We start from the raw sequence: 24,936 nt of genomic DNA on the forward strand, positions 1-24,936 counted from the left end.
CGTTTACTTAATCTCGACACAAGAATCAGGACGCAAGTCCCAGGGCGCGTTTGACAGGAGCAAAACTACGTCGATGATGCTCCGTCGCACCATGTTCAGCAAGCGCCGCCAGATGAAAAGCAGTCGGATACCCTTTGTGCTGGGCAAAACCATACTGTGGGAAAATACCGTCCAGCGCCGCCATTTCGGCATCGCGCGTCACTTTCGCAATAATAGATGCCGCGCTGATCTCGGCCACACGGCTGTCGCCTTTCACCACCGCCATAGAGGGCACGGGCAGTGCCGGACAGCGGTTGCCGTCAATCAGCACATATTCCGGCACAATATGCAAACCGGCAACGGCGCGCTGCATCGCCAACATCGTGGCGTGCAAAATATTTAGCTCATCAATTTCATGAGGTTCCGCGCGTCCCAGACTCCAGCTTAACGCTTTTTCTTTGATTTCATCATACAGCGCCAGACGGCGCTTTTCTGAGAGCTTCTTGGAATCATTGAGACCCACGATTGGGCGAGCCGGATCGAGGATCACAGCGGCCGTCACCACCGCGCCGACCAGCGGGCCGCGTCCAACTTCATCCACACCCGCGACCAACTGCGTATGCGGATAAACAAATTCGATCATTGTGCTAACTCCAGGACAGCGTCCGCCGCTTGCTCATCGGCATTGCAACGGATTTGCTGGTGCAACTCGCGGAAGGTGTCATGCATCGCATGGCTGGTTTTGCCATTCGCCAGCAGCGGCAGCAAGGCCGCTGCAAGCGCATGCGGCTCACACTCTTCCTGCAACAGCTCTTTGACTAATTCTCTTCCCGCCAGCAGATTAGGCAGCGAAACATAGTCGGTCTTTACCAGGCGCTTCGCCAGCCAGAAGGTAAAGGGTTTCATCCGATACCCCACCACCATCGGGCATTTCGCCAGCATACACTCCAGCGCAGCCGTACCAGACGCCAGCAATGCGGCGTCGCTGGCCACCATCGCTTCACGTCCCATTCCGTCGAGCAGATGCACGGAAAGCTCCGGCGCAACCTCAGCTTTAATGCGCTCGAACTGCTCGCGGCGTTTAGCGTTCACCAGCGGTACGACAACTTCAAGGTCAGGATAGGTCTGACGCAGCAGCTGCGCGGTTTTCAGGAAGTCCGCGCTCAGCATCTCCACTTCCGCGCCACGGCTACCGGGCAGTAGCGCCAGGCAGTGTGCATCATGCGAGATTCCCAGCACATCACGCGCGGCGTTTTTATCCGGGTCCAGCGGCATAGCATCTGCCATCGTATGCCCGATAAAACGGCATGGCACGTTAAACTTGTCGTAAAACGCTTTTTCGAAAGGCAGAAAAGCCAGCACCATATTGGTGGATCTGCCTATTTTGAAAACGCGTTTCTGTCGCCACGCCCAGACGGACGGACTGACATAATGGATGGTTTTTATACCCTGCTTTTTCAGGTTGCCTTCAAGGGTAATATTGAAGTCCGGCGCATCAATGCCGACAAAAACATCCGGCTGAAGCTCGGTAAAGCGGCGGGTCAAATCGGCACGAATATGCAATAAGCGACGCAGGCGACCAAGCACTTCAACAATGCCCATTACCGCCAGCTCTTCCATCTCATACCAGGCTTCGCAGCCTTCAGCCTGCATACGCGGCCCCGCCACGCCGACGAAACGCGCGTTGGGCACACGCGTCTTCAGCGCGCGAATTAAGCCTGCACCAAGAATATCGCCGGAGGTTTCTCCGGCGACCAGGGCTATCGTTAAGGGACGCTGTTCCGCCATTAACGAATCAGACCGCGCGTTGAGCGGGCAAAGAAATCGCTAAAGAGTTGCACTTCCGGGTACTGCTTCGCCAGTTCGGCAATTTCCGGTTTAGCTTCATCCAGCGTTTTGCCGCTGCGGTACAACGCTTTGTAAGCGTTGCGGATCGCGGTGATCGCTTCGCGGGTGAAACCGCGACGCTTCAGCCCTTCGATGTTGACGCCAAACGGCGTCGCGTGATTGCCCTGAGCAATAACGTACGGCGGAACGTCCTGGGCAACGCCAGAACAGCCGCCAACCATCACATGCGCGCCAATGGTGCAGAACTGGTGCACTGCGGTCATGCCGCCGATGATGACAAAATCATCCAGCGAAACGTGGCCCGCAAGCGTAGCGTTATTGGCCAGAATACAGCGGTTGCCTACTGTACAATCGTGCGCCACATGGGCATTGATCATCAGTAAGTTATCGCTGCCCACCTTCGTCAACCCACCACCCTGCACTGTGCCACGATGAATGGTGACGCTTTCGCGAATGCGGTTACGATCGCCAATTTCCACACGGGTCGGTTCGCCAGCATATTTCAGATCCTGGTTTACTTCACCGATGGAGGCGAACTGATAAATCTCGTTATCGCGACCAATTTTTGTATGGCCATTCACGACAACGTGAGACTTCAGTACGGTACCCTCACCAATTTCGACATGGGATCCAACAATACAAAAAGGACCAATATGAACATTAGCGCCAATACAGGCGCCGTCTTCCACAATGGCGGTTGGATGAATAAAGGCGGATTTATCAATCACGTATCAGGCCTCCCGGCTACGAGCACACATCATGGTTGCTTCGCACACAACTTTGCCATCGACCAGAGCAACCCCTTTAAAGCGGGTCAGGCCACGGCGCGTTTTCTCGAAAGTCACTTCCATGATCATCTGATCGCCAGGCACGACAGGACGCTTAAAGCGCGCTTCGTCAATACCCGCGAAGTAATACAGTTCACCCGGCTCCAGTTTTCCAACGCTTTTAAACGCCAGAATCCCTGTTGCCTGCGCCATCGCTTCCAGAATCAGCACACCCGGAAAAATCGGTTTACCCGGGAAATGGCCCTGGAAGAAAGGCTCATTTACGGAGACATTCTTCACTGCGCGCAGAAAACGACCTTCTTCAAAGTCCAGCACACGGTCAACCAGCAAAAACGGAAAACGGTGCGGCAGAAGTTCTAAAATCTCTTCAATATGCAGAGTATGAGTGTTAGTAGTCAAAATACTCTTCCTGTCCAAATATACTAAAAGGCAATAATAACACGGCCTGCCGCAATCATATGAATGTGACAGGCCGTAAAAGGATGGCACTACAGGTGGAACGCTAGTCTTGTTGATTAACCTTGCGCTCAATCGCTTTGAGACGCTTGCTCATATCATCAATGTTCATCACCAGTGCAGCGGTTTTACGCCATACTTTGTTAGGCTGCAACGGAATGCCTGAAGAATAGACGCCAGGCTCAGTGATAGGACGCATGACCATCCCCATACCCGTCACCGTGACTTTATCGCATATTTCCATATGCCCGTTAATCACGCTGGCCCCGCCAATCATGCAGTAACGGCCAATCTTCAGGCTGCCCGCCATAATGACGCCACCGGCAACCGCCGTATTGTCGCCAATCACAACGTTATGTGCAATCTGGCACTGGTTATCAATGATAACACCGTTGCCGATCACAGTGTCATCCAGCGCGCCACGGTCAATCGTCGTACAGGCGCCGATCTCAACACGATCGCCAATAATGACGCGACCAAGCTGCGGGATCTTCACCCAGTTACCCCGATCGTTAGCGTAACCAAAACCGTCTGCGCCGACGACAGTGCTCGACTGGATCAGGCAATTCTCACCGATCTGAATGTCGTGGTAAATCGTTACATTCGCCCACAGACGCGAACCTGCACCGATTTTTGTGTTTTTCCCGACGAAGCAACCTGCGCCGATAATCACGTTATCGCCCAGTTCTACGCCAGACTCAATGACCGCATTCGCGCCAACTGAAACATTGTTACCCAGCGTCGCTGTCACATCGATCGCTGCACTCGGTGCAATATTCTGCGCAGGCTGCGGCGTGGTATCTAAAATTTGCGCCATTCGCGCATACGTCAGGTAGGGGTTCTTCACTACCAGCGCAGCACTCTTAGCAAAAGGAAGATCGTCCTGCGTCATGACAACGGCAGAAGCCTGGCATACGCCTAAGTGTTCACGGTATTTAGGATTCACCATGAACGTGATGTGGCCTGTTTGCGCAGATTGCATGGACGCAACGCCGGTGATGACGATATCGCCATCACCGTGTAATTCTGCATCCAACTGCTCTGCTAAATCAGCCAGTCGAATTGAAGGCATTACTTATTTAACCTGTTTCAGTACGTCAGCAGTGATGTCTTTCACGTCGCTGCTGTTATAAGCAACGGTGTTGGCATCAACGACCAGATCGATACTCTGGCTGTTAGCAACGGATTTCACAGCAGTCTGGATACGGGTAACCAGTTTGCCACGTTCTTCGTTGGAACGACGCGCGCGATCCTGTTCAAAAGCCTGGGCTTTCTGAGAGAAAGTCTGGCGTTGAGCCATCACGTCTTTTTCCAGCTTAGTACGTTCGCTACCTGCTTTCATGGACTGCAAACGCTGCATTTTAGATTGCAGATCGGTTTCCATACGCTGCAATTCGCTGGCACGGCCTTTGAACTCGTTTTCCAGCGTGTTAGAAACACCCGTCTTCTGTGCGACCTGTTGGAACAGGCTACCCATATTAACGATCGCAATTTTGTCAGCAGCCTGTGCGGACGTTACCATCGCTAAACCGAGACCTGCAGCTAATAACCACTTTTTCACAATAAACTCCTTACCATCCCATTTGTGCCCGCAGGCACAGTTCTTTGCGTGGCCAGGCGATCTCAGACGAGATCGCCAAAAGTCATCGCTACACTACCATTACATTCCTTTGCACAGAACAATTACCAGGTCTTACCAATGTTAAACTGGAACTGTTCCGATTTGTCTCCATCGTACTTTTTGAACGGCTGGGCGTAGGAGAAGACCAACGGCCCCAATGGGGACATCCATTGTAATGCGATACCAGCAGACATACGGATATTACTCGGATCGCTGTAGTCCGGGTAACCGGCATACGCGTTCGAATCCCAGTTCGTATCCCAGACAGTACCTACGTCCCAGAAGAAGGAGGTACGAACCGAGTTAGCGTACTTGTCGCTAATAAACGGCGTCGGGGTGATGAATTCGAGGCTGGCGACAGCCATAGCGTTACCGCCTACTGCGTCATCAGACTTACATGGCGCAGTTTCAGTGCTCTTACAATCGTTATCGTAGTCGTCATCACCGTCATGACGGCTGCTCGCCGGGTAGTACACCGCTTTTGGACCGATAGTATTGGACTGGAAGCCACGCACGGTGCTTGAGCCACCGGCATAGAAGTTCTCATAGAACGGCATCTCTTTGCCGCCAATACCGTCACCATAACCCCAACGAGTACGACCCAGAACCACCCATTTGTGATCGTCATCGATCGGCACATAGGTCGCGGTATCCAGCGTCGCTTTGTAGTATTCGTTATCAGAGCCCGGGATGGTCACTTTACCATTCAGGTTGACACGCGTACCTTCCGTCGGGAAGAAGCCACGATCCAGCTTGTTATAAGTCCAACCGTAGTTGAAGGTGAAGTCGTTAGCGCTGAATGAGTTGCGGTCATTCGTATCGGACGGATATTCACCCATCGAATTCAGGTAACGCCACATGGCAACCTGCGGCTGCATGTTGGACAGGGAGTTATGTACATAACCTAAACCTGCACGCAGCGTGTTGTACTCGTTAATCGGGAAGCCCAGCGTAACGTCCGTACCATAACTTTTGTTGGTATAGTCGGACAGGTCCGCATCATCTGCCTGGAAGTCATTATAGAAGATACGGCCGCCGAGGCTGACGCCATCAACAGTGAAGTATGGGTTAGTGACAGACAGTTCAGTATAGGTCTGGTAGTCGTTTTTGGTTCCGTTAATACCCACGGAATAACCCGTACCTAACCAGTTGTCCTGCTGAACGCCCGCCTGGAAGCTCACGCCGCTTTCTGTGCCGTAACCAATACCGAAGTTAAAGCTACCGGTGTTACGCTCTTTCACTTTATAGACGACGTCAACCTGGTCCGGGCTGCCCGGAACGCGCTGCGTGTCGGTATCGACGGTTTCGAAGTAACCCAGACGGTTCAGACGCTCTTTACCCTGATCGACCAGATCGCTGCCTAACCATGCCCCTTCCATCTGGCGCATTTCGCGGCGCAGGACGGAATCTTTCGAGGTGTCGTTGCCTTCAAAACGGATCTTACGCACGTAGAAACGGTTACCCGCATCAACGTTCACACGTAATTTAACGGTTTTGTCGGCATCGTTGATTTCAGGCTGCGACTGCACGCGCGGGTAGGCATAGCCATAACGACCAAGAAGTTTCTTGATGTCGTCTTCCATTTTGGTCACTTTGGTACCGTTATAGAGTTCACCTGGTTCGATCTTCGTCAGGTTCTCAATCTCGGCGGAGTGTCCAGCCAGGTTACCGCTCACCTGCACACCGGAAAGCTTGTACTGATCGCCTTCGGTGATATTAACGGTGATGTAGATGCCTTTCTTATCCGGCGTCAGGCTGACCTGCGTCGAATCGATGTTGAAACGGGCATAACCGCGATCCAGATAGTAGCTGCGCAGCGTCTCAAGGTCGCCAGCCAGTTTCTGTTTCTGGTATTTACGATCGCCCACGACGTTCCACCACGGCACTTCGTCGCGCAGTTGGAAGTGAGAAATGAGTTCGTCAGTGCTGAAGGCATGGTTGCCGACGATATTGATCTGTTGGATCTTCGCCGATACACCCTCCTGGAACACCAGTTTGAGGTCCACACGGTTACGCGGCAGCGGCGTGACGACCGCTTTTACGCTGGCGCTGTATTTACCAACGCTGTAGTAGAAGTCTTCCAGTCCTTTTTCGATATCAGAGAGCGTGGTGCGATCCAGTGATTCGCCAACACGCACGCCAGACGCCTCAAGGTTCTGCTTCAGCATGTCATCTTTCACCGATTTGTTACCGGAGAAAGTGATGCTGGCAATCGTCGGACGTTCTTTTACCTGAACCAGAAGCGTATCACCATCGCGCAGGACGCGGACATCCTCGAAGTTGCCAGTGGCGAACAGAGCACGAATGGTATTACTGATATCTTCATCATTAACCGTGTCGCCTGTGCGCACCGGCATACTGAGGAGGGCCGCACCAACGGCGACTCGCTGTAGGCCTTCGAAATGAATGTCCTTCACCACGAACCCTTCAGCACCGTATACGGTGGCGCTGCTAAACAGCAGCGACGCTATGAGCAACTTTTTCATCGCCATCGTTATTATGCGTTCTTCCTAACTAACTCTCTTACAACCGAGAGAAATCATTGAAAAGTGCAAGCCCCATTAACAACACCAGCAAAATCGCGCCAATGCGGTAACTAAAGTCTTGAACCCGCTCGGATACCGGCCCGCCCTTCAGCTTTTCAATCGCCAGGAACAGCAGATGCCCCCCGTCAAGAACGGGCAGCGGAAACAGGTTGATTATCCCTAAGTTCACGCTGATAAGCGCAAGAAACATCAGGTAATAAATGCCCCCAAATTCCGCTGACATCCCAGCCCCCTGAGCGATAGAAATCGGCCCACTGAGGTTGTTCAGTTTCACATCACCGGTTATCAATTTTCCCAGCATACTGACCGTCAGCTTCATCAACTGCCACGTCTTGTCCGTGGCTTCGAGGATGGCGCTGAATGGCCCATACTGGCGTACAGTCTTGTACTCATCCGGCAGAGGAATAATTTTAGGCACAACACCCGCAAAACCTTCTGCCTTTCCGTTAACCGGCTTTGTATCCGGGATTAACGTCAAAGACAAGGAACTCCCCTGCCTTTCAATTTCCAGCGCTAACGGCTTATCTGGATTGTTGCGCACAAGCGTCACAAACGTCATCCATTGCGTTAACGACTGACCATCGACTTTAACGATCCTGTCGCCTGCTTGCAAACCCGCCTTACTTGCAGCGGAGTTCGCCTGCACTTCTGACAGCACCGGTTCGATCTGTGGACCACGCGGCCGAATCCCTAAAGAAGATACAGGATCTTCTTTATCTGGCTCAAATGCCCAGTGGCGCAAATCTAACGTTTTATCCTGGCGCTGATTACTGCCGAACGGCGCCACGCTGATTGTCGTACGCTCATCGCCGATTTTGGACACCAGTTGTAAGCGCACCGCATCCCAATCAGGGGTTTCGATGCCATCAATGGCTTTAAGTTCCGTACCAGGAAGAATTTGCGCCTGGGCGGCAATCGAGTTGGGTGTTATTTCACCAACCACCGGACGAACGCCAGGGACGCCGATGATAAAAACCAGCCAGTAGGCAAAAATAGCGAAAAGAAAATTTGCAATCGGACCTGCGGCGATAATCGCCGCCCGCTGTCCCACGGTTTTATTGTTGAAAGCGTGGTGGCGCAGTTCCGGCACAACCGGCTCAGCGCGCTCATCCAGCATTTTGACGTAACCGCCGAGGGGAATCATGGCGATCACATATTCCGTACCGTATCGATCGGTACGCCGCCAAAGCGCTTTCCCAAAACCGATAGAAAAGCGCTCGACACGAACACCGCAGCGCCGGGCAACCCAGAAATGACCAAATTCATGCACGGTGATAAGCACACCCAGTGCGACGATGAATGCAGCCAGATTCCAGAGAATACTCAGCATAAAACCTTCCGTTAGAGTGTCCTGAATACCAGTAACAACAGGCAAGCAAAGACCGGTACTGCCGCCGTCAGGCTATCAATACGATCCAGAATACCACCATGCCCTGGGATCAAGTGACCACTGTCCTTAATTCCTGCTTCACGCTTAAACATGCTCTCAGTCAGATCGCCCAGCACTGACGCCAGGGCCGCGATGACAGAACAAATCAGTAAGGTTGAAGGCGCAACATCCAGATTCGCCCACATGCCGTAACCCCATGAAATCACGGCGGCAGTCGCGAGTCCGCCAATAAAGCCCTGCCAGGTTTTACCAGGAGAAACCTTTGGCGCAAGTTTATGTTTGCCGAACAGTTTGCCAAACATATATGCCCCGGAGTCTGCCCCCCAGACGAGGATCATGACATAGAGCAGCCATATGGCGCCACTGTAATGATTCTCATCATAGTGCCAGGCGCGCAGCGCCAGCATTCCCCAAAAAAAAGGAATGATGGTTAACACCCCGAAAATTACGCGTAATGTCTTTGAATTACGCCAGATCGCCGCCGAACCGGGATAAAATAACACCAGTAATAATGCAACGACCCACCAGCCCAACGACGCCCAAAGCGAAACCTCAACAAGCGGTTGATGAATGTTGCGGTGATATTCAGGCAGCAAAAACAGCATCAGCGCCAGCAATAACCCGCACAGCACCGCCAGCCAGACCCGCTGAGTACGCGTGGTAAAACCGCTTAACTGTCCCCATTCCCAGGCGGCCAGCATACAAACGACCAGCGTGACAATGGCGAACCCCACCGGCGGGAGTAAAAAAAGCGCCGCGATGACAACGGGTATTAAAACAAAAGCAGAAATCAGGCGATACTTCAGCAAAAGCGACCCCCATCAGGCTTTTTCATCACCGGGCTCGGTGCCGCCGAAACGACGCTCTCGATTGGCAAAGGCATGCAGCGCCCCTTCAAAGTCTTGTTCATCGAAATCGGGCCAAAGAACATCAGTAAAGTAAAGTTCGGCATAGGCAATTTGCCAAAGCAAAAAGTTACTAATGCGATGCTCTCCCCCAGTCCTAATTACTAAATCTACAGGAGCCAGTTCATGCATACAGATTTTCTGGTTTAGCATCTCTTCGTCAATCTGATCAGGGCGCAGCAGTCCTTCCTGCACCTGTTCTGCCAGTTGCCTGACTCCCTGGACAATATCCCAACGTCCGCCATAATTCGCCGCGATATTCAGCGTCAGCCCGGTATTCTGGGCGGTAAGCGCTTCAGACTTGCGAATACGTTCTTGCAAACGCGAGTTAAATCGACTGGTGTCGCCAATAATGCGCAGGCGAACGTTATGGCGATGCAGGCTTTTTACTTCGCTATCCAGCGCCCACACGAACAGCTCCATTAACGCACTCACTTCCTGCGCTGGTCGGTTCCAGTTCTCACTGCTAAAGGCATACAGCGTTAACGCATCAATACCGTTGTTGGCAGCGAAAGATACGGCCCGACGGACGGATTTTGCTCCGGCCTTATGCCCAAAGGCGCGAATCTTCCCTTGCTTTTTCGCCCAGCGGCCATTGCCATCCATAATGATTGCTACATGGCGACAGCCATGTGCTGGCAAATTTTCGCTTAGTGGTTGAGTTGCAGACAACATAACGCGTTTTTAGTCCCTGAAAGGATTTAACGGTACTCAGGAATACTGAAGCCTTTTGCGCTTCATCCTTCAGGCTGCCTCTTCGTTGGCTATGAATGATGCAACCTGAATGATTTTGTGCATCCACAAAAAAGCCGTGTCAAACCACGGCTTACCTGACCGCATAAAGCCAAATATCTGCGATCGGGTGGCGCAGACTATATCACTGAAGCCCAACGCTAACAAATAGCACGATCCTGTGTAGAGGGATTATCATCAGCTTGCGAGTCGCATCACCTGTTTTCTGGCGACGTCACGCGCGACGGCATCAACCCTGAGAACGTCGTCAACGCTTCCCGGTTCCTGCAAATCCATTTTCTCCAGCACAGATAAATTGAGCTCAGCAATATCTGTAAAGCGAATCTCTTCAGCCAGAAATGCGGCGACGGTGATTTCATTCGCCGCATTCAGCGCGGTTGTCGCGGCCTGACCTTGCCCAAACGCGTCCATCGCCAGTTTCAGGCACGGATAGCGCTGATAATCCGGCGCAGAGAACGTCAACGCACTGAGCGTGCAAAAATCGAGCGGCTTCACGCCAGAGTTCACGCGATTCGGCCACGCCATCGTATGCGCGATTGGCGTACGCATATCCGGCTCCCCCAGTTGCGCCAGAACGCTGCCGTCCTGATAACGCACCATTGAGTGAATAACCGACTGCGGGTGAATCAACACGTCCATCTGGCTTGCGCTGGCGTTAAACAACCAACGCGCTTCAATGTATTCCAGACCTTTATTCATCATGGTGGCGGAATCGACGGAAATTTTTCGTCCCATAGACCAGTTCGGATGACGACATGCCTGATCGGGCGTCATGGCCGCCAGATCGCACAATGGCGTTTCACGAAAAGGGCCACCAGACCCGGTAAGCAAAATCGACATCACGCCATTTTGCTCCAGCTCAGCGTATCCCAGATCGTTTTGAATAGGTTGGGGCATACTCTGAAAAATCGCGTTATGTTCGCTATCTACCGGTAAAAGCCGGGCTTTACTGCGTTTCACCTCGTCCATAAACAGGCGCCCGCAGGTAATCAGCGACTCTTTATTGGCAAGCAGGATGGTTTTACCGGCGCGAATCGCCGCAAGCGTAGGCAGCAGACCTGCCGCGCCCACGATAGCAGCCATCACCTGATCGACCTCATCCAGCGCAGCCATATCGCAGGCGGCCTGTTGTCCGCTCAGGACGTCAGTGCGGCTTCCATGTTCCAGAAGCGCAGTTTTCAGCCGTTGAGCGCTCTGTTCATCGTCCATCACCGCATAACGCGGCGAAAACTCCAGGCACTGCTCTACCATACGGGTGACATTTTTACCCGCAACCAGCGCGACAACACGGAAGCTTTCAGGATTATGGCGCACCACATCCAGCGTGCTGCAACCAATAGAGCCGGTCGAGCCCAGAATGGTTAGTTGCTTCATGAAACGTCCAGAAGAATTGAGACAGGATAGAAAGCAAAACGCCGCCCGGAAGACCCGTCAGGGTCAACCAGCGGCGTTTTAGTCGTACAGGAAAATCAGAACTGCATCAGTTCCGCTTCTTTTTCCGTCAGCGCCGCATCAACTTTCTTGATGGCAGCGTCAGTCAGTTTCTGTACTTCGTCCTGAGAACGGCGATCGTCATCTTCGCTGATCTCTTTATCTTTCAGCAGCGCTTTTACTTTGTCGTTCGCATCACGGCGTACGTTACGCACGGCAACACGCGCCTGCTCTGCTTCGCCACGAACGATTTTGGTCAGGTCTTTACGACGTTCTTCAGTCAGCGGCGGCAACGGAACACGGATATCGCTACCCGCAGAACTCGGGTTCAGGCCGAGGTCAGAAGCCATAATCGCTTTCTCAACCGCCGGGCTCATGGAGCGATCGAACACGTTGATTTTCAGCGTGCGGGAGTCTTCTACCGTTACGCTCGCCAGCTGACGCAGCGGAGTCGGCGTGCCGTAATATTCCACGACAATGCCATCCAGCAGGCTGGGAGAAGCACGACCCGTGCGAATTTTGCTGATTTGGTTTTTAAACGCTTCAACGCATTTCTCCATGCGTACTTCAGCATCTTTTCTGATATCGCTAATCACGTTACGAATCCTTGAAAACTAGTCTCAGTCGACCAGACAATCACACAATACACTTCATCCTTCAGGCTGCCTCTGCGTTGGCTGCGAACGTTCTTCCCTGCCACGTACCAGTGTACGCGCCTCGGGATTCACGCTCTTGCCGCCGTGATGCAGCATGAATGATTTCGTGTATACAGAGTATGCTCAGTATAGTCTCGTTTAATTCATGCCACAGGATATATAAATCCTGCCGGGTAAAGGCGAATCTTACCCGGAATTGGCCATCACGGGAATTATTCCGTGATTAAAGTCCCTTCTTTTTCGCCCATCACGACGCGACGCAGCGCGCCCGGCTTGTTCATATTGAAGACACGAATTGGCAATTTGTGGTCACGAGCCAGCGTGAACGCGGCCAGATCCATCACTTTCAGCTCTTTATCCAGCACTTCGCCGTAGGTGAGTTGCTCATACATCGTGGCGGACGGATCTTTGGCCGGGTCCGCAGTAAATACGCCATCGACTTTCGTGGCTTTCAGCACCACATCCGCTTCAATTTCGATACCGCGCAGGCAAGCCGCAGAGTCGGTGGTGAAGAAGGGGTTGCCGGTGCCCGCAGACAGGATAACCACACGGTTATTACGCAGCAGACTAATGGCTTCTGCCCAGCTGTAATTGTCACACACGCCATTCAGCGGAATAGCGGACATCAGGCGGGCGTTCACATAGGCGCGGTGGAGCGCATCGCGCATCGCCAGACCGTTCATCACGGTGGCCAGCATGCCCATGTGGTCGCCCACAACGCGGTTCATACCCGCTTTCGCCAGACCAGCACCACGGAACAGGTTACCGCCACCAATCACCACACCAACCTGAATGCCCAGTTCCACCAGTTCTTTGATTTCCTGAGCCATACGATCCAGTATGCTTGCATCAATACCGAAGCCTTCCGAACCCTGCAAAGCTTCGCCACTCAATTTAAGCAGAATACGTTTATAGACGGGTTTTGCATTGGTAGCCATGTTTCTTTCCTGAGACTGTCAACGATTGAGATGAGTTAATTCCGGCGACATTGTATGTCGCTTTTCAGCGCAGCCACTATAGGGGTTGGCTGAATTTACAAGATGGACGCAAAAAGAAGCCGCCCTCAGGCGGCTCCTTTTCGACAATTAAGACTGCTTGGACATCGCAGCAACTTCTGCTGCAAAGTCAGTCTCAACTTTCTCGATGCCTTCGCCCACTTCAAAGCGGATGAAGCCAGTTACGTCGGCGTTGTGCTCTTTCAGCAGCTGACCAACAGATTTGCTCGGTTCCATAACGAAAGGCTGACCGGTCAGAGAAACTTCGCCGGTGAATTTCTTCATGCGGCCTTCAACCATTTTCTCTGCGATTTCTTTCGGCTTACCAGACTGCATCGCGATGTCCAGCTGTACCTGGTATTCTTTCTCTACCACTTCAGCAGACACGTCTTCCGGCTTAACGAACTCAGGCTTGCTTGCAGCAACGTGCATTGCCAGCTGTTTAACCAGCTCTTCGTCAGCGCCTTTAGCCGCAACCAGAACACCGATGCGCGCACCGTGCTGGTAAGAACCCAGAACGTCGCCTTCCAGGGAGGCAACACGGCGAATGTTGATGTTTTCACCGATTTTTGCCACCAGAGCAACGCGCTCTTCTTCGAACTGTGCTTTCAGCACGTCAACGTCAGTGATTTTGCCAGCAACAGCGGCGTCCAGCACTTTGTCAGCAAATGCCTGGAAACCAGCATCTTTAGCAACGAAGTCAGTCTGGCAGTTAACTTCCAGAATGATGCCGTAGTTGCCGTCGATTTTGGTTTTGATCACGCCGTCAGCAGCAACGTTGCCTGCTTTTTTCGCTGCTTTGATCGCACCGGATTTACGCATGTTTTCGATTGCCAGCTCGATGTCGCCATTCGCTTCAGTCAGTGCTTTTTTGCAATCCATCATGCCTGCGCCAGTACGCTCACGCAGCTCTTTTACCAGGGATGCGGTAATTTCAGCCATTCTAAAATCCTCGGAAGATTTGATCTGCCCGGCATCAAACCGCACAGATTTAAAAGTGAAAAAGGGGCCTAAAGGGCCCCTAACCAAACGTGATACTACCTGGTTTATAAGGGGGCTCGAACGAGCGTGCCTTATTATTCAGCTTCTACGAAGCTTTCTTCCGCCTGAGAAGCCAGATCCTGAGAACGGCCTTCACGAACGGTTGCAGCTACAGCGCCCAGGTACAGGCTAACAGCACGGATTGCGTCGTCGTTACCCGGGATAACGAAGTCAACACCGTCCGGATCAGAGTTGGTATCAACGATAGCAAATACCGGGATACCCAGGTTGTTTGCTTCTTTGATAGCAATGTGCTCGTGGTCAGCATCGATAACGAACAGTGCGTCCGGCAGGCCGCCCATGTCTTTGATACCGCCCAGGCTGTTTTCCAGTTTCTCAAGCTCACGAGTGCGCATCAGCGCTTCTTTTTTGGTCAGCTTTTCGAAAGTACCGTCCTGAGACTGAGTTTCCAGGTCTTTCAGACGTTTGATGGACTGACGAACGGTTTTCCAGTTAGTCAGCATACCGCCCAGCCAGCGATGGTTCACGAAGAACTGGTCGCAGCTGTTAGCAGCGTCTTTCACCGCTTCGCTTGCAGCACGTTTAGTACCAACGAAAAGGATTTTACCTTTGCGAGAAGCAATCTTGTTCAGTTCAGCCAGCGCTTCGTTGAACATCGGTACCGTTTTCTCAAGGTTGATGATGTGAACTTTGTTACGCGCACCGAAGATGAACGGCTTCATTTTCGGGTTCCAGTAACGGGTCTGGTGACCGAAGTGAACACCAGCCTTGAGCATGTCGCGCATGGAAACAGTTGCCATGATTAAAACCTCTATATATAAAAGTTGGGGTTATGCCTCCACGTATCCCATATTACCGACCCCAAAGGGCACCCCGGAATATGTGCCGATACGTGTGTGTTGTTACACAAAGTGAGATTTGTCGCTTCAGTCCATCTTGTGTAGTCTTCGAATGGAACGGAAGTCCGGCGCGCTTTATACCACAAATACGCCGCAGACACCAATAATTGTTGGCTCGATGTGCTGTTAATGATTCTCAATTTGGCAGGCTACGCTTTGGACTGATACCATTGACAGCACTTACACAATTATTGTCGAAATAATCGACATCGATGGACAGAATTCATGGCTATCTCAATCAAGACCCCTGAAGAAATCGAAAAAATGCGCGTCGCTGGCCGCCTGGCCGCAGAAGTGCTGGAGATGATCGAACCGTATATCAAACCGGGCGTCAGCACCGGGGAACTGGATCGCATCTGCAACGACTACATCGTCAATGAACAACACGCGATCTCCGCTTGCCTCGGCTACCACGGTTATCCGAAATCCGTTTGCATCTCCATTAATGAAGTGGTGTGCCACGGTATCCCGGACGACGGCAAATTGCTGAAAGACGGCGATATCGTCAATATCGACGTAACCGTAATTAAAGATGAATACCACGGCGATACGTCAAAAATGTTTATCGTCGGCAAACCGACGATTCTGGGCGAGCGCCTGTGCCGTGTAACCCAGGAAAGCCTGTATCTGGCGCTGCGAATGGTCAAACCGGGCATCCGTCTGCGCACACTGGGTGCAGCCATTCAGAAATACGCGGAAGGCGAAGGCTTCTCTGTCGTTCGCGAATATTGCGGTCACGGGATTGGTCGCGGCTTCCATGAAGAACCGCAGGTTCTGCACTACGATGCGGACGACGGCGGCGTGGTTCTGCAACCGGGAATGACGTTCACCGTTGAACCGATGCTGAATGCCGGTGATTACCGCATCCGCACCATGAAAGACGGCTGGACGGTAAAAACCAAAGACAGAAGCTTGTCTGCACAGTACGAGCATACTATTGTGGTAACCGAAAACGGCTGTGAAATTCTGACGTTACGCAAGGATGACACCATCCCGGCAATTATCACGCACGACGCATAAACTTTTGCCTGATGGCGCTACCGCTTATCAGGCCTACAATCAGCGTTTACCCGTAGGCCGGATAAGGCGTTAACGCCGCATCCGGCTTTTTAATGGGTGGCGCATAATGAATACTCTTCCTGAACAGCACGCGAATACGGCTCTCCCCACCCTACCCGGCCAACCGCAAAATCCGGGAGCCTGGTCGCGTGACGAGCTTACCGTCAGCGGAATTAAAGCCCACATTGATATTTTCCAGCAGTGGCTGGGAGACGCTTTTGACAGCGGGATTTCCGCAGAGCAATTGATTGAAGCCCGCACCGAATTTATCGACCAGCTGCTGCAACGACTGTGGATCGACGCCGGATTCGGGCAAATTGCCGATCTGGCCCTGGTGGCCGTCGGCGGCTATGGCCGGGGCGAGCTGCATCCGCTTTCCGACATTGACCTGCTCATCCTGAGCCGTAAAAAGCTGCCCGACGCTCAGGCGCAAAAGGTCGGGGAACTGCTGACCTTACTGTGGGATGTGAAGCTGGAAGTCGGGCATAGCGTGCGCACACTGGAAGAGTGTCTGCTGGAAGGGCTGTCGGACTTAACCGTCGCCACCAATCTGATTGAAACACGTCTGCTGATCGGCGATGTGGCGCTTTTTCTGGAGCTGCAAAAGCATATTTTCAGTGAAGGTTTCTGGCCGTCGGAGAAATTTTTCGCCGCCAAAGTCGAAGAGCAAAACCAGCGCCACCAGCGCTATCACGGCACCAGCTATAACCTTGAACCCGATATTAAAAGCAGCCCCGGCGGCCTGCGTGATATCCACACCCTGCAATGGGTGGCCCGCCGTCACTTCGGCGCAACGTCTCTCAATGAGATGGTCGGCTTCGGCTTCTTAACCCAGGCAGAACGCGCCGAGCTAAACGAGTGCCTGCATATTTTGTGGCGCATTCGCTTCGCGCTGCACCTGGTGGTCAGCCGTTACGACAACCGCCTGCTGTTCGACAGGCAGCTCAGCGTTGCCCAGCGGCTCAACTACACTGGCGAAGGCAACGAGCCGGTTGAGCACATGATGAAAGACTATTTCCGGGTCACGCGTCGGGTCAGCGAACTGAACCAGATGCTATTGCAACTGTTTGATGAAGCGATCCTCGCCCTGCCCGCCGATGAAAAACCGCGCCCGATTGATGACGAGTTTCAACTGCGCGGCACGCTGATCGACCTGCGCGATGACGATCTGTTTATCCGTTCACCGGAAGCGATCCTGCGGATGTTTTATACGATGGTGCGCAATAGCACCATCACTGGCATCTATTCCACCACGCTGCGCCATCTGCGCCATGCCCGCCGCCACCTGACCCAGCCGCTGTGCTACATCCCGGAAGCGCGCTCTCTGTTTCTCAGTATGCTGCGTCATCCGGGCGCCGTCAGCCGCGGTTTGCTGCCAATGCATCGCCACAGCGTGCTTTGGGCTTACATGCCGCAATGGTCGCATATCGTCGGCCAAATGCAGTTCGACCTGTTCCATGCCTACACGGTGGATGAGCACACTATTCGCGTGATGCTGAAGCTGGAAAGTTTCGCCAAAGAAGAGACCCGCCAGCGCCATCCGCTGTGCGTCGATCTCTGGCCGCGCCTGCGGCAACCGGAACTGATCCTGATCGCGGCGCTGTTCCATGATATCGCCAAAGGGCGCGGCGGCGACCACTCGGTACTCGGCGCGCAGGACGTGCTCAAATTTGCCGAACTGCACGGCCTGAACTCACGCGAAACGCAACTGGTCGCCTGGCTGGTACGCCAGCACCTGCTGATGTCGGTTACCGCCCAGCGGCGCGATATCCAGGACCCTGAGGTCATCAAACAGTTCGCCGAAGAGGTGCAAACGGAACACCGCCTGCGTTTCCTGGTATGCCTGACGGTCGCTGACATTTGCGCCACTAACGAAACGCTGTGGAACAGCTGGAAGCAAAGCCTGTTGCGCGAACTGTACTTCGCCACCGAAAAACAGCTACGTCGCGGCATGCAAAACACGCCGGATATGCGCGAACGCGTGCGCCATCATCAGCTTCAGGCGCTGGCGCTGCTGCGAATGGACAATATAAACGAAGAGGCGCTGCATCAAATCTGGACACGCTGCCGCGCTAACTATTTCGTGCGCCATAGTCCGAATCAGCTGGCCTGGCATGCGCGTCATCTGTTACAGCACGATCTGACCCGACCGCTGATTCTGGTCAGCCCACAGGCCACGCGCGGCGGAACGGAGATCTTCATCTGGAGTCCTGATCGCCCTTATCTGTTTGCCGCCGTTTGCGCAGAGCTGGACAGGCGCAATCTGAGCGTTCATGACGCGCAAATCTTCACCACCCGCGACGGCATGGCGATGGATACCTTTATTGTGCTGGAGCCGGACGGCAGCCCTCTCTCCGCCGACCGTCACGAAGCCATCCGTTTTGGACTGGAGCAGGCGATTACCCAGAGCAGCTGGCAGCCTCCGCAGCCGCGTCGCCAGCCGGCCAAACTGCGCCACTTTACCGTCGATACCGAGGTCACTTTTCTGCCTACTCACACCGACAGAAAATCGTTCCTTGAACTTATCGCTCTCGATCAGCCGGGCCTGCTGGCGCGGGTCGGGCAAATTTTTGCCGATCTGGGAATTTCGCTTCATGGCGCCCGAATTACAACCATTGGCGAGCGAGTAGAAGATTTATTCATAATCGCGACAGCCGACCGGCGTGCCCTTAATAATGAGCTACAGCAGGAAGTGCATCAACGGTTGACAGCGGCCCTCAATCCAAACGATAAAGGGTAGTGTGTTTATTCATATGGAAAGAGTTTAACAATGCAGCAGTTACAGAACGTTATTGAGTCCGCTTTCGAGCGCCGTGCCGACATCACTCCGGCGAATGTAGATACCGTGACCCGCGAAGCGGTTAACCAGGTCATTTCTCTGCTGGATTCCGGTGCGCTGCGTGTGGCAGAAAAGATTGATGGCCAGTGGGTGACTCACCAGTGGCTGAAGAAAGCGGTTCTGCTCTCTTTCCGTATTAACGATAACCAGGTTATCGACGGTGCGGAAAGCCGCTACTTCGATAAAGTACCGATGAAATTCGCCGACTATGACGAAGCGCGCTTCCAGAAAGAAGGCTTCCGCGTAGTGCCGCCTGCCGCTGTGCGTCAGGGCGCGTTTATCGCACGCAACACTGTGCTGATGCCATCCTACGTAAACATCGGCGCATTCGTTGATGAAGGCACGATGGTAGATACCTGGGCGACCGTAGGTTCCTGCGCGCAGATTGGTAAAAACGTACACCTGTCCGGCGGCGTCGGCATCGGCGGCGTACTGGAACCGCTACAGGCAAACCCGACAATCATCGAAGATAACTGCTTCATCGGCGCGCGTTCTGAAGTGGTTGAAGGGGTGATCGTTGAGGAAGGTTCCGTGATCTCTATGGGCGTGTACATCGGTCAAAGCACCCGTATTTACGATCGCGAAACGGGCGAAATCCATTATGGCCGCGTACCGGCAGGCTCCGTTGTGGTTTCCGGCAACCTGCCGTCGAAAGACGGCAAATACAGCCTGTACTGTGCGGTCATCGTGAAAAAAGTTGACGCGAAGACGCGCGGCAAAGTCGGGATCAACGAGCTGTTACGTACCATCGACTAACAATGATTTGAAAAAGCGGGCTGAGCCCGCTTTTTTTACATCTGTGGCTGGCGGAAAGAGAACTTTTCGTTAATTATTCATAGGTTATGTTGAGATGAAGGGTACCGCTATGTATGACAATCTGAAAAGTCTGGGCATTACCAATCCTGAAGAAATCGATCGTTACAGCCTGCGGCAAGAAGCCAACAACGATATCCTGAAAATCTATTTCCAGAAGGATAGAGGCGAGTTCTTTGCCAAAAGCGTAAAGTTCAAATATCCCCGCCAGCGTAAAACCGTCGTCGCCGATGGTATCGGACAAGGTTACAAAGAGGTGCAGGAGATCAGTCCTAACCTGCGCTATGTGATCGATGAACTGGATCAGATCTGCCAGCGCGATCGCACGGAAGTCGATCTCAAACGTAAGATCCTGGATGATTTACGTCATCTGGAAAGCGTAGTCGCCAACAAGATCAACGAAATCGAAGCGGATCTGGAAAAACTAACGCGTAAGTAAGCTGTGTGTTGCCGGATGGCGGCGTGTTACGCCTTATCCGGCCTACAGGTAACTCCCGGTAGGCCTGATAAGCGTCGCGCCATCAGGCAATCAATGCTGCTCGTCCAGTTGCAACGCGACATACAGCAACAGCCGATCGTCAAAATTGCCCAAATCCAGCCCCGTCAACTCAGAGATGCGGTTCAGACGGTATTCCAGCGTATTACGGTGAATAAAGAGCGCCTTCGACGTTGCCAGCGGCTGCACGTTATGGCGAAACCACGCGGCCAGCGTCCGGCGTAACAGCCCGTTATTATCCATCGCTTTCAGCTTTGAGAGCGGGCGCGCCAGCTCATTGGCCTGCCAGCCACCACGCAGGCTGTCCAGCAGCACTGGCAGCATCAAATCCTGGTAAAAGTAGCTGCGTTGCTCCGGCATACGCTGCTTGCCCACCATCATGGTGGTACGCGCAGTGCGCCAGGAGCGGGCGATACTGCCCGGGCCGGTAAAATAGTTCCCCAGTGCGACCCGAAAGCGCAATTGCCCGTTCTCTTTCATCCGGGCAATCAACTGCTCAATACGCTTGCGATGGTCGTCCGCATCCCAGCGCCCAAACTGATTCAGCGCCGGTTTCAGCACAACCATTTCCGTCAAAGAAACGATAGCAATCAAATTGTTGCGTTCAGGCGTCGTTAACGCATTTTGCAGTTGCTGCAACTCCTCCATCGCGCTGTCAACGCCAAGCTGCCCGCTGTCCACTTCAACCACGGCAGCCACACGCGGTTGGTTCAGGTCGATACCCAGCCGCTGCGCCCACTCCGTCAACGCTGGCGTATTTTCCTCAGCCTGAATCAGGTTCATCACCAGTTCTTCACGCAGACGGCTGTCCTGGGCCAGCAGATGCATCAGCCGCGACTGCTCCAGCATCATTTCGGCAGTCATACAGACCAGCTCACCGTATTTTCGCAGGTGTTGTGGCTCACCGGTTAAACCAATAACGCCGACGATCTCCCCTTCCAGGCGCAACGGCAGGTTGATCCCCTGGCGCACGCCGTGGAGATGCCGTGCCACCGCATCATCAATATCGACCACGCGCCCCTGCGACAGCACCAACAGCGCGCCTTCGTGCAATTCACCAATACGCTCCCGATCGCCGCTACCGATAATACGCCCACGGGCATCCATTACGTTGATATTGGTATCGATGATGCGCATTGTGCGCGCCACAATATCCTGTGCCATTTTGGTATCAAGATGCCAGCCAGCCATAATCCCCTCCTGTGAGCAGAGCTCAAGCATAGGGAAGATGCTAACCTGCATCATTGTGCATCTGCACAAACTAAAGCAGAGAAGTATGGAGTTGTGGGGGGCCTCACAGAATGTGAGAAATGCCCTTTTCCCGGACAGGAAAAGGGCAAGAGAGGAAATTACTGCATCAGCAGATAGATGGTGCTATCGCCGCGCTGAATATTCAGCGCCAGAACAGAAGGTTTGCTGTCGAGGATTTTACGCAGCTCAGCGATGTTCTTAATCGCCTGCTGGTTGGCTCCCACAATCACGTCCCCTTTCTTCAGGCCAATCTGCGCAGCCGGCGTATTCGGCTTCACGTTGCTGACGACAACGCCTTTATCCTGGCCTTTGTTGCTCATTTCCGCGCCTTCAATACCATTGAAGATGGAGCTGGAATCAACCTGATTCTGGCTGCTCTGTTGCAGTTCCAGGTTGACGGTCACCGGCTTGCCATCACGCAGCAAGCCAAGGCTGATTTTGCTGCCTACCGGCATCGTACCCACCTGGGCGCGCAGCGCGGCAAAGCTGCTGATCGGCTTACCGTTCAGGGACGTGATCACGTCCCCGGCTTTAATACCGGCTTTCGCCGCAGAAGAGTTCGCCATCACCTGGCTGACAAACGCGCCGCGCTGGGCATCGACTTTCATCGCCTTCGCCAGTTCAGAGTTTAGCTCCGTCCCCATGATACCCAACTCACCGCGTTTAACCTGGCCATACTCCACCATCTGGGAGGTCAGGTTTTTCACCATGTTGCTGGGAATAGCAAAACCAATACCGATGTTGCCGCCGTCCGGCGCAAGAATCGCGGTGTTAATCCCGATCAGTTCGCCGTTCAGGTTCACCAGCGCGCCACCGGAGTTACCACGGTTGATGGCGGCATCCGTCTGGATAAAGTTTTCGTAGTTTTCCGCGTTCAGACCGCTACGGCCCAGTGCGGAGACGATACCGGAAGTCACCGTTTCACCCAGACCAAACGGGTTGCCGATAGCGACGGTATAATCCCCCACGCGCAGCGCGTCGGAATCCGCCAGCTTAATGGCCGTCAGATTTTTCGGGTCCTGAATTTGAACCAGCGCGATATCAGAGCGCGGATCTTTACCGACGACCTTGGCGTCAAATTTACGGCCATCGCTCAGTTGAACTTTGATGACCGTCGCGTTATCCACCACATGGTTGTTGGTGACGACATAACCTTTTGCGGCATCAATAATGACGCCGGAGCCCAGCGCCATAAATTTCTGTTGCTGACCGCCGCCCTGACCCCCGCCCTGGCAGAACGGAGAACTCTGGAACGGCGAACCGTCCTGGCAGAATGGCGAATCATCGCCAAAGAACTGCTGGAAATTACGCGGCATACGCGGCGTGTTGACGGTTGTGCTACCTTCCACGTTGATACTCACCACCGATGGCATCACTTTTTCGAGCATCGGTGCCAGACTTGGCATCTGCTGGGCAGTCGTTGCCGAAGACGCCGTCTCAGCCGCCGTTGCAGACAGGGGGGACAGCGCCAAACCTAAACTCAGAGCCAGTGCACTCATTGCTAATGTGGTTTTTTTCATGTGTTTCAATCTCGATTAACAGATAACGCAAAATTGCTGTGTACGTCAGATTCGTTTTATAGCGCGAAGTTCCAGAATAAAGTTTCTGGAAAAAGTAAAAATTTATTGTTCATCTTTACAAAAGCGTATTTATTATTCAACCGCCATCAGACGCCGGTATTCATCCCAGGCGTACAGATCCGTCATCCCGCTGATATAATCCTGGATCAAACGGCAGCGATAATAATATTCCAGCGTGGGGTACTCCGGCGCCTCCGGCGATAATTTACTGACGGCCTCCACGTAAGCCAGGCGATGGCGCGTAGAGAGCTTCTGGAATAAACGAGATTCTATTGGAAAACGCTTCACCCGCTCTTTTTCAACCAGTTCCCTGAAATCGACCAGGGACATACGTAATAACGGTTGGTAAATTTCTAATAACCCGCTGATGACGCGATAGCCCTGTAATTCCAGTTGTTCAACATCCGGGTGGCTAAACACATGTTTTATCGCCACATTTTTATATAACTCAAGCAACTGGCTGAAGCTGCTGGCGTCTTCCAGCAGCGCATGATTGAAACTGCCGTCAAAGATTTGCGGCAGGTTATCAATAAAACGCTGAGCCGCGTAGGGCACCAGTTTATTTAGCGTATTCACGCGCAAATACATAAAGAACTGATCTTCCGTACTGCGACTTAGCGAATTTGAGCGAGATTTTTCCCAGGCATTCTCAACAACCTGAGTAAACAGCGACCCTTTTTCATGGTGTCCCCATGCTTCGTAAAGATGGTGATATAACTGCTCAACGCTGAAGATTCTTTTCTCGACGGCATCTTCCAGATCGGCCACGCAATAAGAGATATCATCGGCGGCCTCCATAATCCATGTTAATGGGAAGCGGCTGTAAGGCGCTAACGCAAGTTCTTTACGTAACCTCTCAATATACGGCGCTTCAGAGAGATAATACCCCGGCTTCTTCATTAAATAACGGTGCGTCGCGGGCGTTTCTCCTCGCCACCATGCCGGGCGAGTGTATTTTAAAATGCCGCCCACCTGCGCCCAGGTCAGATTCATGCGCATTAATGTATGCACCAGGCGGATGCCCTGCGCGTTGCCCTCGAAATGACATAAATCCTGGCGCACCTTGCGACGAATGTCATTCAAAGACTCCTCGCCTTCACGCAGACGCAGCGCCGCCACCGCGCAGCGATCGTCGCTAAGCGGCTGGCTTTCCGCATCCGCCGGATGCAGGCGCTGGCGAAACCAGTCATTGATCGCCGCCTCGCCGAAATGACCAAACGGCGGATTGCCAATGTCATGCATCAGGCAGGACATTTCCACAATGCTCTCAAAGGGGCCGGTCAGTTCATCCAGACCGTATTGTTCCAGCAGCTTTAACTCTTTTAACCGGCTCAGGATCTCTTTCGCGATATAACGCCCGACCTGCTGCACCTCCATAGAATGCGTCAACCGCGTCCGAACGGCGGCATTACGCTCCAGTGGAAAGACCTGCGTTTTTTGCTGAAGCCGACGGATCGCCGGGGAATTGATGATGCGTCCACGATCGCTTTCAAAGATCCGCAGGATCTCATGTTCGGTCTTCACACCCTGCGGTGAACGATAACGACGATGCCAGTTAATTTTATTTCGGAAATCGATCTGTGCCATGTCCTCTCCCGCCTGAGAAATGCGCTTCCCCTTAAGCGCATG

General features: G+C 53.1%; 22 protein-coding genes. 4 read left to right on the forward strand and 18 right to left on the reverse strand.

Annotation, left to right across the window (positions count from 1 at the left end; translation table 11 throughout):
• Positions 1-25: 25 nt before the first annotated feature.
• The 15 genes from rnhB to rpsB form a co-directional block, all read right to left on the reverse strand.
• Positions 26-622, reverse strand: coding sequence for a ribonuclease HII (rnhB, locus tag OGX80_RS00830; RefSeq protein WP_058668593.1), 597 nt, complete (start codon positions 620-622; stop codon positions 26-28).
• Positions 619-1,767, reverse strand: a complete 1,149-nt coding sequence (lpxB, locus tag OGX80_RS00835) for a lipid-A-disaccharide synthase (protein ID WP_115181972.1) — start codon at positions 1,765-1,767, stop codon at positions 619-621. Before lpxB ends, rnhB begins: the two co-directional genes overlap by 4 nt.
• Complete coding sequence (gene lpxA / locus OGX80_RS00840; RefSeq protein WP_286471074.1) at positions 1,767-2,555, reverse strand: acyl-ACP--UDP-N-acetylglucosamine O-acyltransferase; 789 nt, start codon at positions 2,553-2,555, stop codon at positions 1,767-1,769. Before lpxA ends, lpxB begins: the two co-directional genes overlap by 1 nt.
• Positions 2,556-2,558: 3 nt before the next feature.
• Complete coding sequence (gene fabZ / locus OGX80_RS00845) at positions 2,559-3,014, reverse strand: 3-hydroxyacyl-ACP dehydratase FabZ (protein ID WP_003018528.1); 456 nt, start codon at positions 3,012-3,014, stop codon at positions 2,559-2,561.
• Positions 3,015-3,117: 103 nt separating this feature from the next.
• Entirely contained in the window at positions 3,118-4,143 is a 1,026-nt protein-coding gene (gene lpxD, locus OGX80_RS00850) for a UDP-3-O-(3-hydroxymyristoyl)glucosamine N-acyltransferase (protein ID WP_115181973.1), read from the reverse strand.
• 3 nt (positions 4,144-4,146) lie between these two features.
• Positions 4,147-4,632 (reverse strand): molecular chaperone Skp, encoded by a 486-nt coding sequence (gene skp / locus OGX80_RS00855; protein WP_024130685.1) that lies wholly within the window; start codon positions 4,630-4,632, stop codon positions 4,147-4,149.
• Positions 4,633-4,754: 122 nt separating this feature from the next.
• Complete coding sequence (gene bamA / locus OGX80_RS00860; RefSeq protein ID WP_071257613.1) at positions 4,755-7,184, reverse strand: outer membrane protein assembly factor BamA; 2,430 nt, start codon at positions 7,182-7,184, stop codon at positions 4,755-4,757.
• A 31-nt stretch (positions 7,185-7,215) separates the two neighbouring features.
• The gene (gene rseP / locus OGX80_RS00865; protein WP_012133981.1) at positions 7,216-8,568 is read right to left on the reverse strand and encodes a sigma E protease regulator RseP; all 1,353 of its coding nucleotides are present in this window, start codon (positions 8,566-8,568) and stop codon (positions 7,216-7,218) included.
• 11 nt (positions 8,569-8,579) lie between these two features.
• Positions 8,580-9,437: a phosphatidate cytidylyltransferase gene (gene cdsA / locus OGX80_RS00870; protein ID WP_012133982.1), complete on the reverse strand. Its 858-nt coding sequence runs from the start codon at positions 9,435-9,437 to the stop codon at positions 8,580-8,582.
• A gap of 12 nt (positions 9,438-9,449) precedes the next feature.
• Positions 9,450-10,208, reverse strand: coding sequence for a (2E,6E)-farnesyl-diphosphate-specific ditrans,polycis-undecaprenyl-diphosphate synthase (gene ispU / locus OGX80_RS00875; protein WP_049007937.1), 759 nt, complete (start codon positions 10,206-10,208; stop codon positions 9,450-9,452).
• Positions 10,209-10,463: 255 nt separating this feature from the next.
• The gene (ispC, locus tag OGX80_RS00880; RefSeq protein ID WP_199976530.1) at positions 10,464-11,660 is read right to left on the reverse strand and encodes a 1-deoxy-D-xylulose-5-phosphate reductoisomerase; all 1,197 of its coding nucleotides are present in this window, start codon (positions 11,658-11,660) and stop codon (positions 10,464-10,466) included.
• 95 nt (positions 11,661-11,755) lie between these two features.
• Positions 11,756-12,313, reverse strand: coding sequence for a ribosome recycling factor (gene frr / locus OGX80_RS00885; protein ID WP_024130687.1), 558 nt, complete (start codon positions 12,311-12,313; stop codon positions 11,756-11,758).
• A 272-nt stretch (positions 12,314-12,585) separates the two neighbouring features.
• Positions 12,586-13,311 (reverse strand): UMP kinase, encoded by a 726-nt coding sequence (gene pyrH / locus OGX80_RS00890; RefSeq protein WP_012133987.1) that lies wholly within the window; start codon positions 13,309-13,311, stop codon positions 12,586-12,588.
• Between the two features lie 147 nt (positions 13,312-13,458).
• A complete protein-coding gene (gene tsf, locus OGX80_RS00895) occupies positions 13,459-14,310 on the reverse strand; it encodes a translation elongation factor Ts (RefSeq protein WP_024130688.1) in 852 nt (283 codons plus the stop codon).
• Between the two features lie 134 nt (positions 14,311-14,444).
• Positions 14,445-15,170 (reverse strand): 30S ribosomal protein S2, encoded by a 726-nt coding sequence (gene rpsB, locus OGX80_RS00900; RefSeq protein WP_012133990.1) that lies wholly within the window; start codon positions 15,168-15,170, stop codon positions 14,445-14,447.
• Positions 15,171-15,494: 324 nt separating this feature from the next.
• Between rpsB and map the strand changes: the two genes are divergently transcribed.
• From map to OGX80_RS00920, 4 genes are all read left to right on the forward strand, one after another.
• Positions 15,495-16,289: a type I methionyl aminopeptidase gene (gene map / locus OGX80_RS00905; protein ID WP_012133991.1), complete on the forward strand. Its 795-nt coding sequence runs from the start codon at positions 15,495-15,497 to the stop codon at positions 16,287-16,289.
• Positions 16,290-16,395: 106 nt separating this feature from the next.
• Positions 16,396-19,068, forward strand: a complete 2,673-nt coding sequence (gene glnD / locus OGX80_RS00910; RefSeq protein WP_047458818.1) for a bifunctional uridylyltransferase/uridylyl-removing protein GlnD — start codon at positions 16,396-16,398, stop codon at positions 19,066-19,068.
• A 30-nt stretch (positions 19,069-19,098) separates the two neighbouring features.
• Entirely contained in the window at positions 19,099-19,923 is an 825-nt protein-coding gene (gene dapD, locus OGX80_RS00915; protein WP_012133993.1) for a 2,3,4,5-tetrahydropyridine-2,6-dicarboxylate N-succinyltransferase, read from the forward strand.
• A 109-nt stretch (positions 19,924-20,032) separates the two neighbouring features.
• Complete coding sequence (locus OGX80_RS00920) at positions 20,033-20,419, forward strand: DUF3461 family protein (protein ID WP_024130689.1); 387 nt, start codon at positions 20,033-20,035, stop codon at positions 20,417-20,419.
• A 90-nt stretch (positions 20,420-20,509) separates the two neighbouring features.
• Here the strand turns inward: OGX80_RS00920 and cdaR are convergent, their stop codons facing one another.
• The 3 genes from cdaR to dgt all read right to left on the reverse strand — a co-directional run bounded on the left by cdaR (position 20,510) and on the right by dgt (position 24,894).
• On the reverse strand, positions 20,510-21,667 hold the full coding sequence (gene cdaR / locus OGX80_RS00925; protein ID WP_049011619.1) for a DNA-binding transcriptional regulator CdaR: 1,158 nt from the start codon (positions 21,665-21,667) through the stop codon (positions 20,510-20,512).
• Between the two features lie 158 nt (positions 21,668-21,825).
• Entirely contained in the window at positions 21,826-23,247 is a 1,422-nt protein-coding gene (gene degP / locus OGX80_RS00930; protein ID WP_012133996.1) for a serine endoprotease DegP, read from the reverse strand.
• 132 nt (positions 23,248-23,379) lie between these two features.
• On the reverse strand, positions 23,380-24,894 hold the full coding sequence (gene dgt / locus OGX80_RS00935; RefSeq protein ID WP_012133997.1) for a dGTPase: 1,515 nt from the start codon (positions 24,892-24,894) through the stop codon (positions 23,380-23,382).
• Positions 24,895-24,936: the final 42 nt, after the last annotated feature.

Origin of the sequence: Citrobacter sp. CK194 (genome assembly GCF_030333395.1) — a bacterium.
Taxonomy (GTDB): domain Bacteria; phylum Pseudomonadota; class Gammaproteobacteria; order Enterobacterales; family Enterobacteriaceae; genus Citrobacter_B; species Citrobacter_B koseri.

Coding starts and splice junctions, on each gene's coding strand:
- rnhB (WP_058668593.1), bottom strand. CDS start 622: ATGATCGAATTTGTTTATCCGCATACGCAGTTGGTCGCGGGTGTGGAT.
- lpxB (WP_115181972.1), bottom strand. CDS start 1,767: ATGGCGGAACAGCGTCCCTTAACGATAGCCCTGGTCGCCGGAGAAACC.
- lpxD (WP_115181973.1), bottom strand. CDS start 4,143: ATGCCTTCAATTCGACTGGCTGATTTAGCAGAGCAGTTGGATGCAGAA.
- bamA (WP_071257613.1), bottom strand. CDS start 7,184: ATGGCGATGAAAAAGTTGCTCATAGCGTCGCTGCTGTTTAGCAGCGCC.
- rseP (WP_012133981.1), bottom strand. CDS start 8,568: ATGCTGAGTATTCTCTGGAATCTGGCTGCATTCATCGTCGCACTGGGT.
- ispU (WP_049007937.1), bottom strand. CDS start 10,208: ATGTTGTCTGCAACTCAACCACTAAGCGAAAATTTGCCAGCACATGGC.
- ispC (WP_199976530.1), bottom strand. CDS start 11,660: ATGAAGCAACTAACCATTCTGGGCTCGACCGGCTCTATTGGTTGCAGC.
- pyrH (WP_012133987.1), bottom strand. CDS start 13,311: ATGGCTACCAATGCAAAACCCGTCTATAAACGTATTCTGCTTAAATTG.
- tsf (WP_024130688.1), bottom strand. CDS start 14,310: ATGGCTGAAATTACCGCATCCCTGGTAAAAGAGCTGCGTGAGCGTACT.
- rpsB (WP_012133990.1), bottom strand. CDS start 15,170: ATGGCAACTGTTTCCATGCGCGACATGCTCAAGGCTGGTGTTCACTTC.
- map (WP_012133991.1), top strand. CDS start 15,495: ATGGCTATCTCAATCAAGACCCCTGAAGAAATCGAAAAAATGCGCGTC.
- glnD (WP_047458818.1), top strand. CDS start 16,396: ATGAATACTCTTCCTGAACAGCACGCGAATACGGCTCTCCCCACCCTA.
- dapD (WP_012133993.1), top strand. CDS start 19,099: ATGCAGCAGTTACAGAACGTTATTGAGTCCGCTTTCGAGCGCCGTGCC.
- OGX80_RS00920 (WP_024130689.1), top strand. CDS start 20,033: ATGTATGACAATCTGAAAAGTCTGGGCATTACCAATCCTGAAGAAATC.
- cdaR (WP_049011619.1), bottom strand. CDS start 21,667: ATGGCTGGCTGGCATCTTGATACCAAAATGGCACAGGATATTGTGGCG.
- degP (WP_012133996.1), bottom strand. CDS start 23,247: ATGAAAAAAACCACATTAGCAATGAGTGCACTGGCTCTGAGTTTAGGT.
- dgt (WP_012133997.1), bottom strand. CDS start 24,894: ATGGCACAGATCGATTTCCGAAATAAAATTAACTGGCATCGTCGTTAT.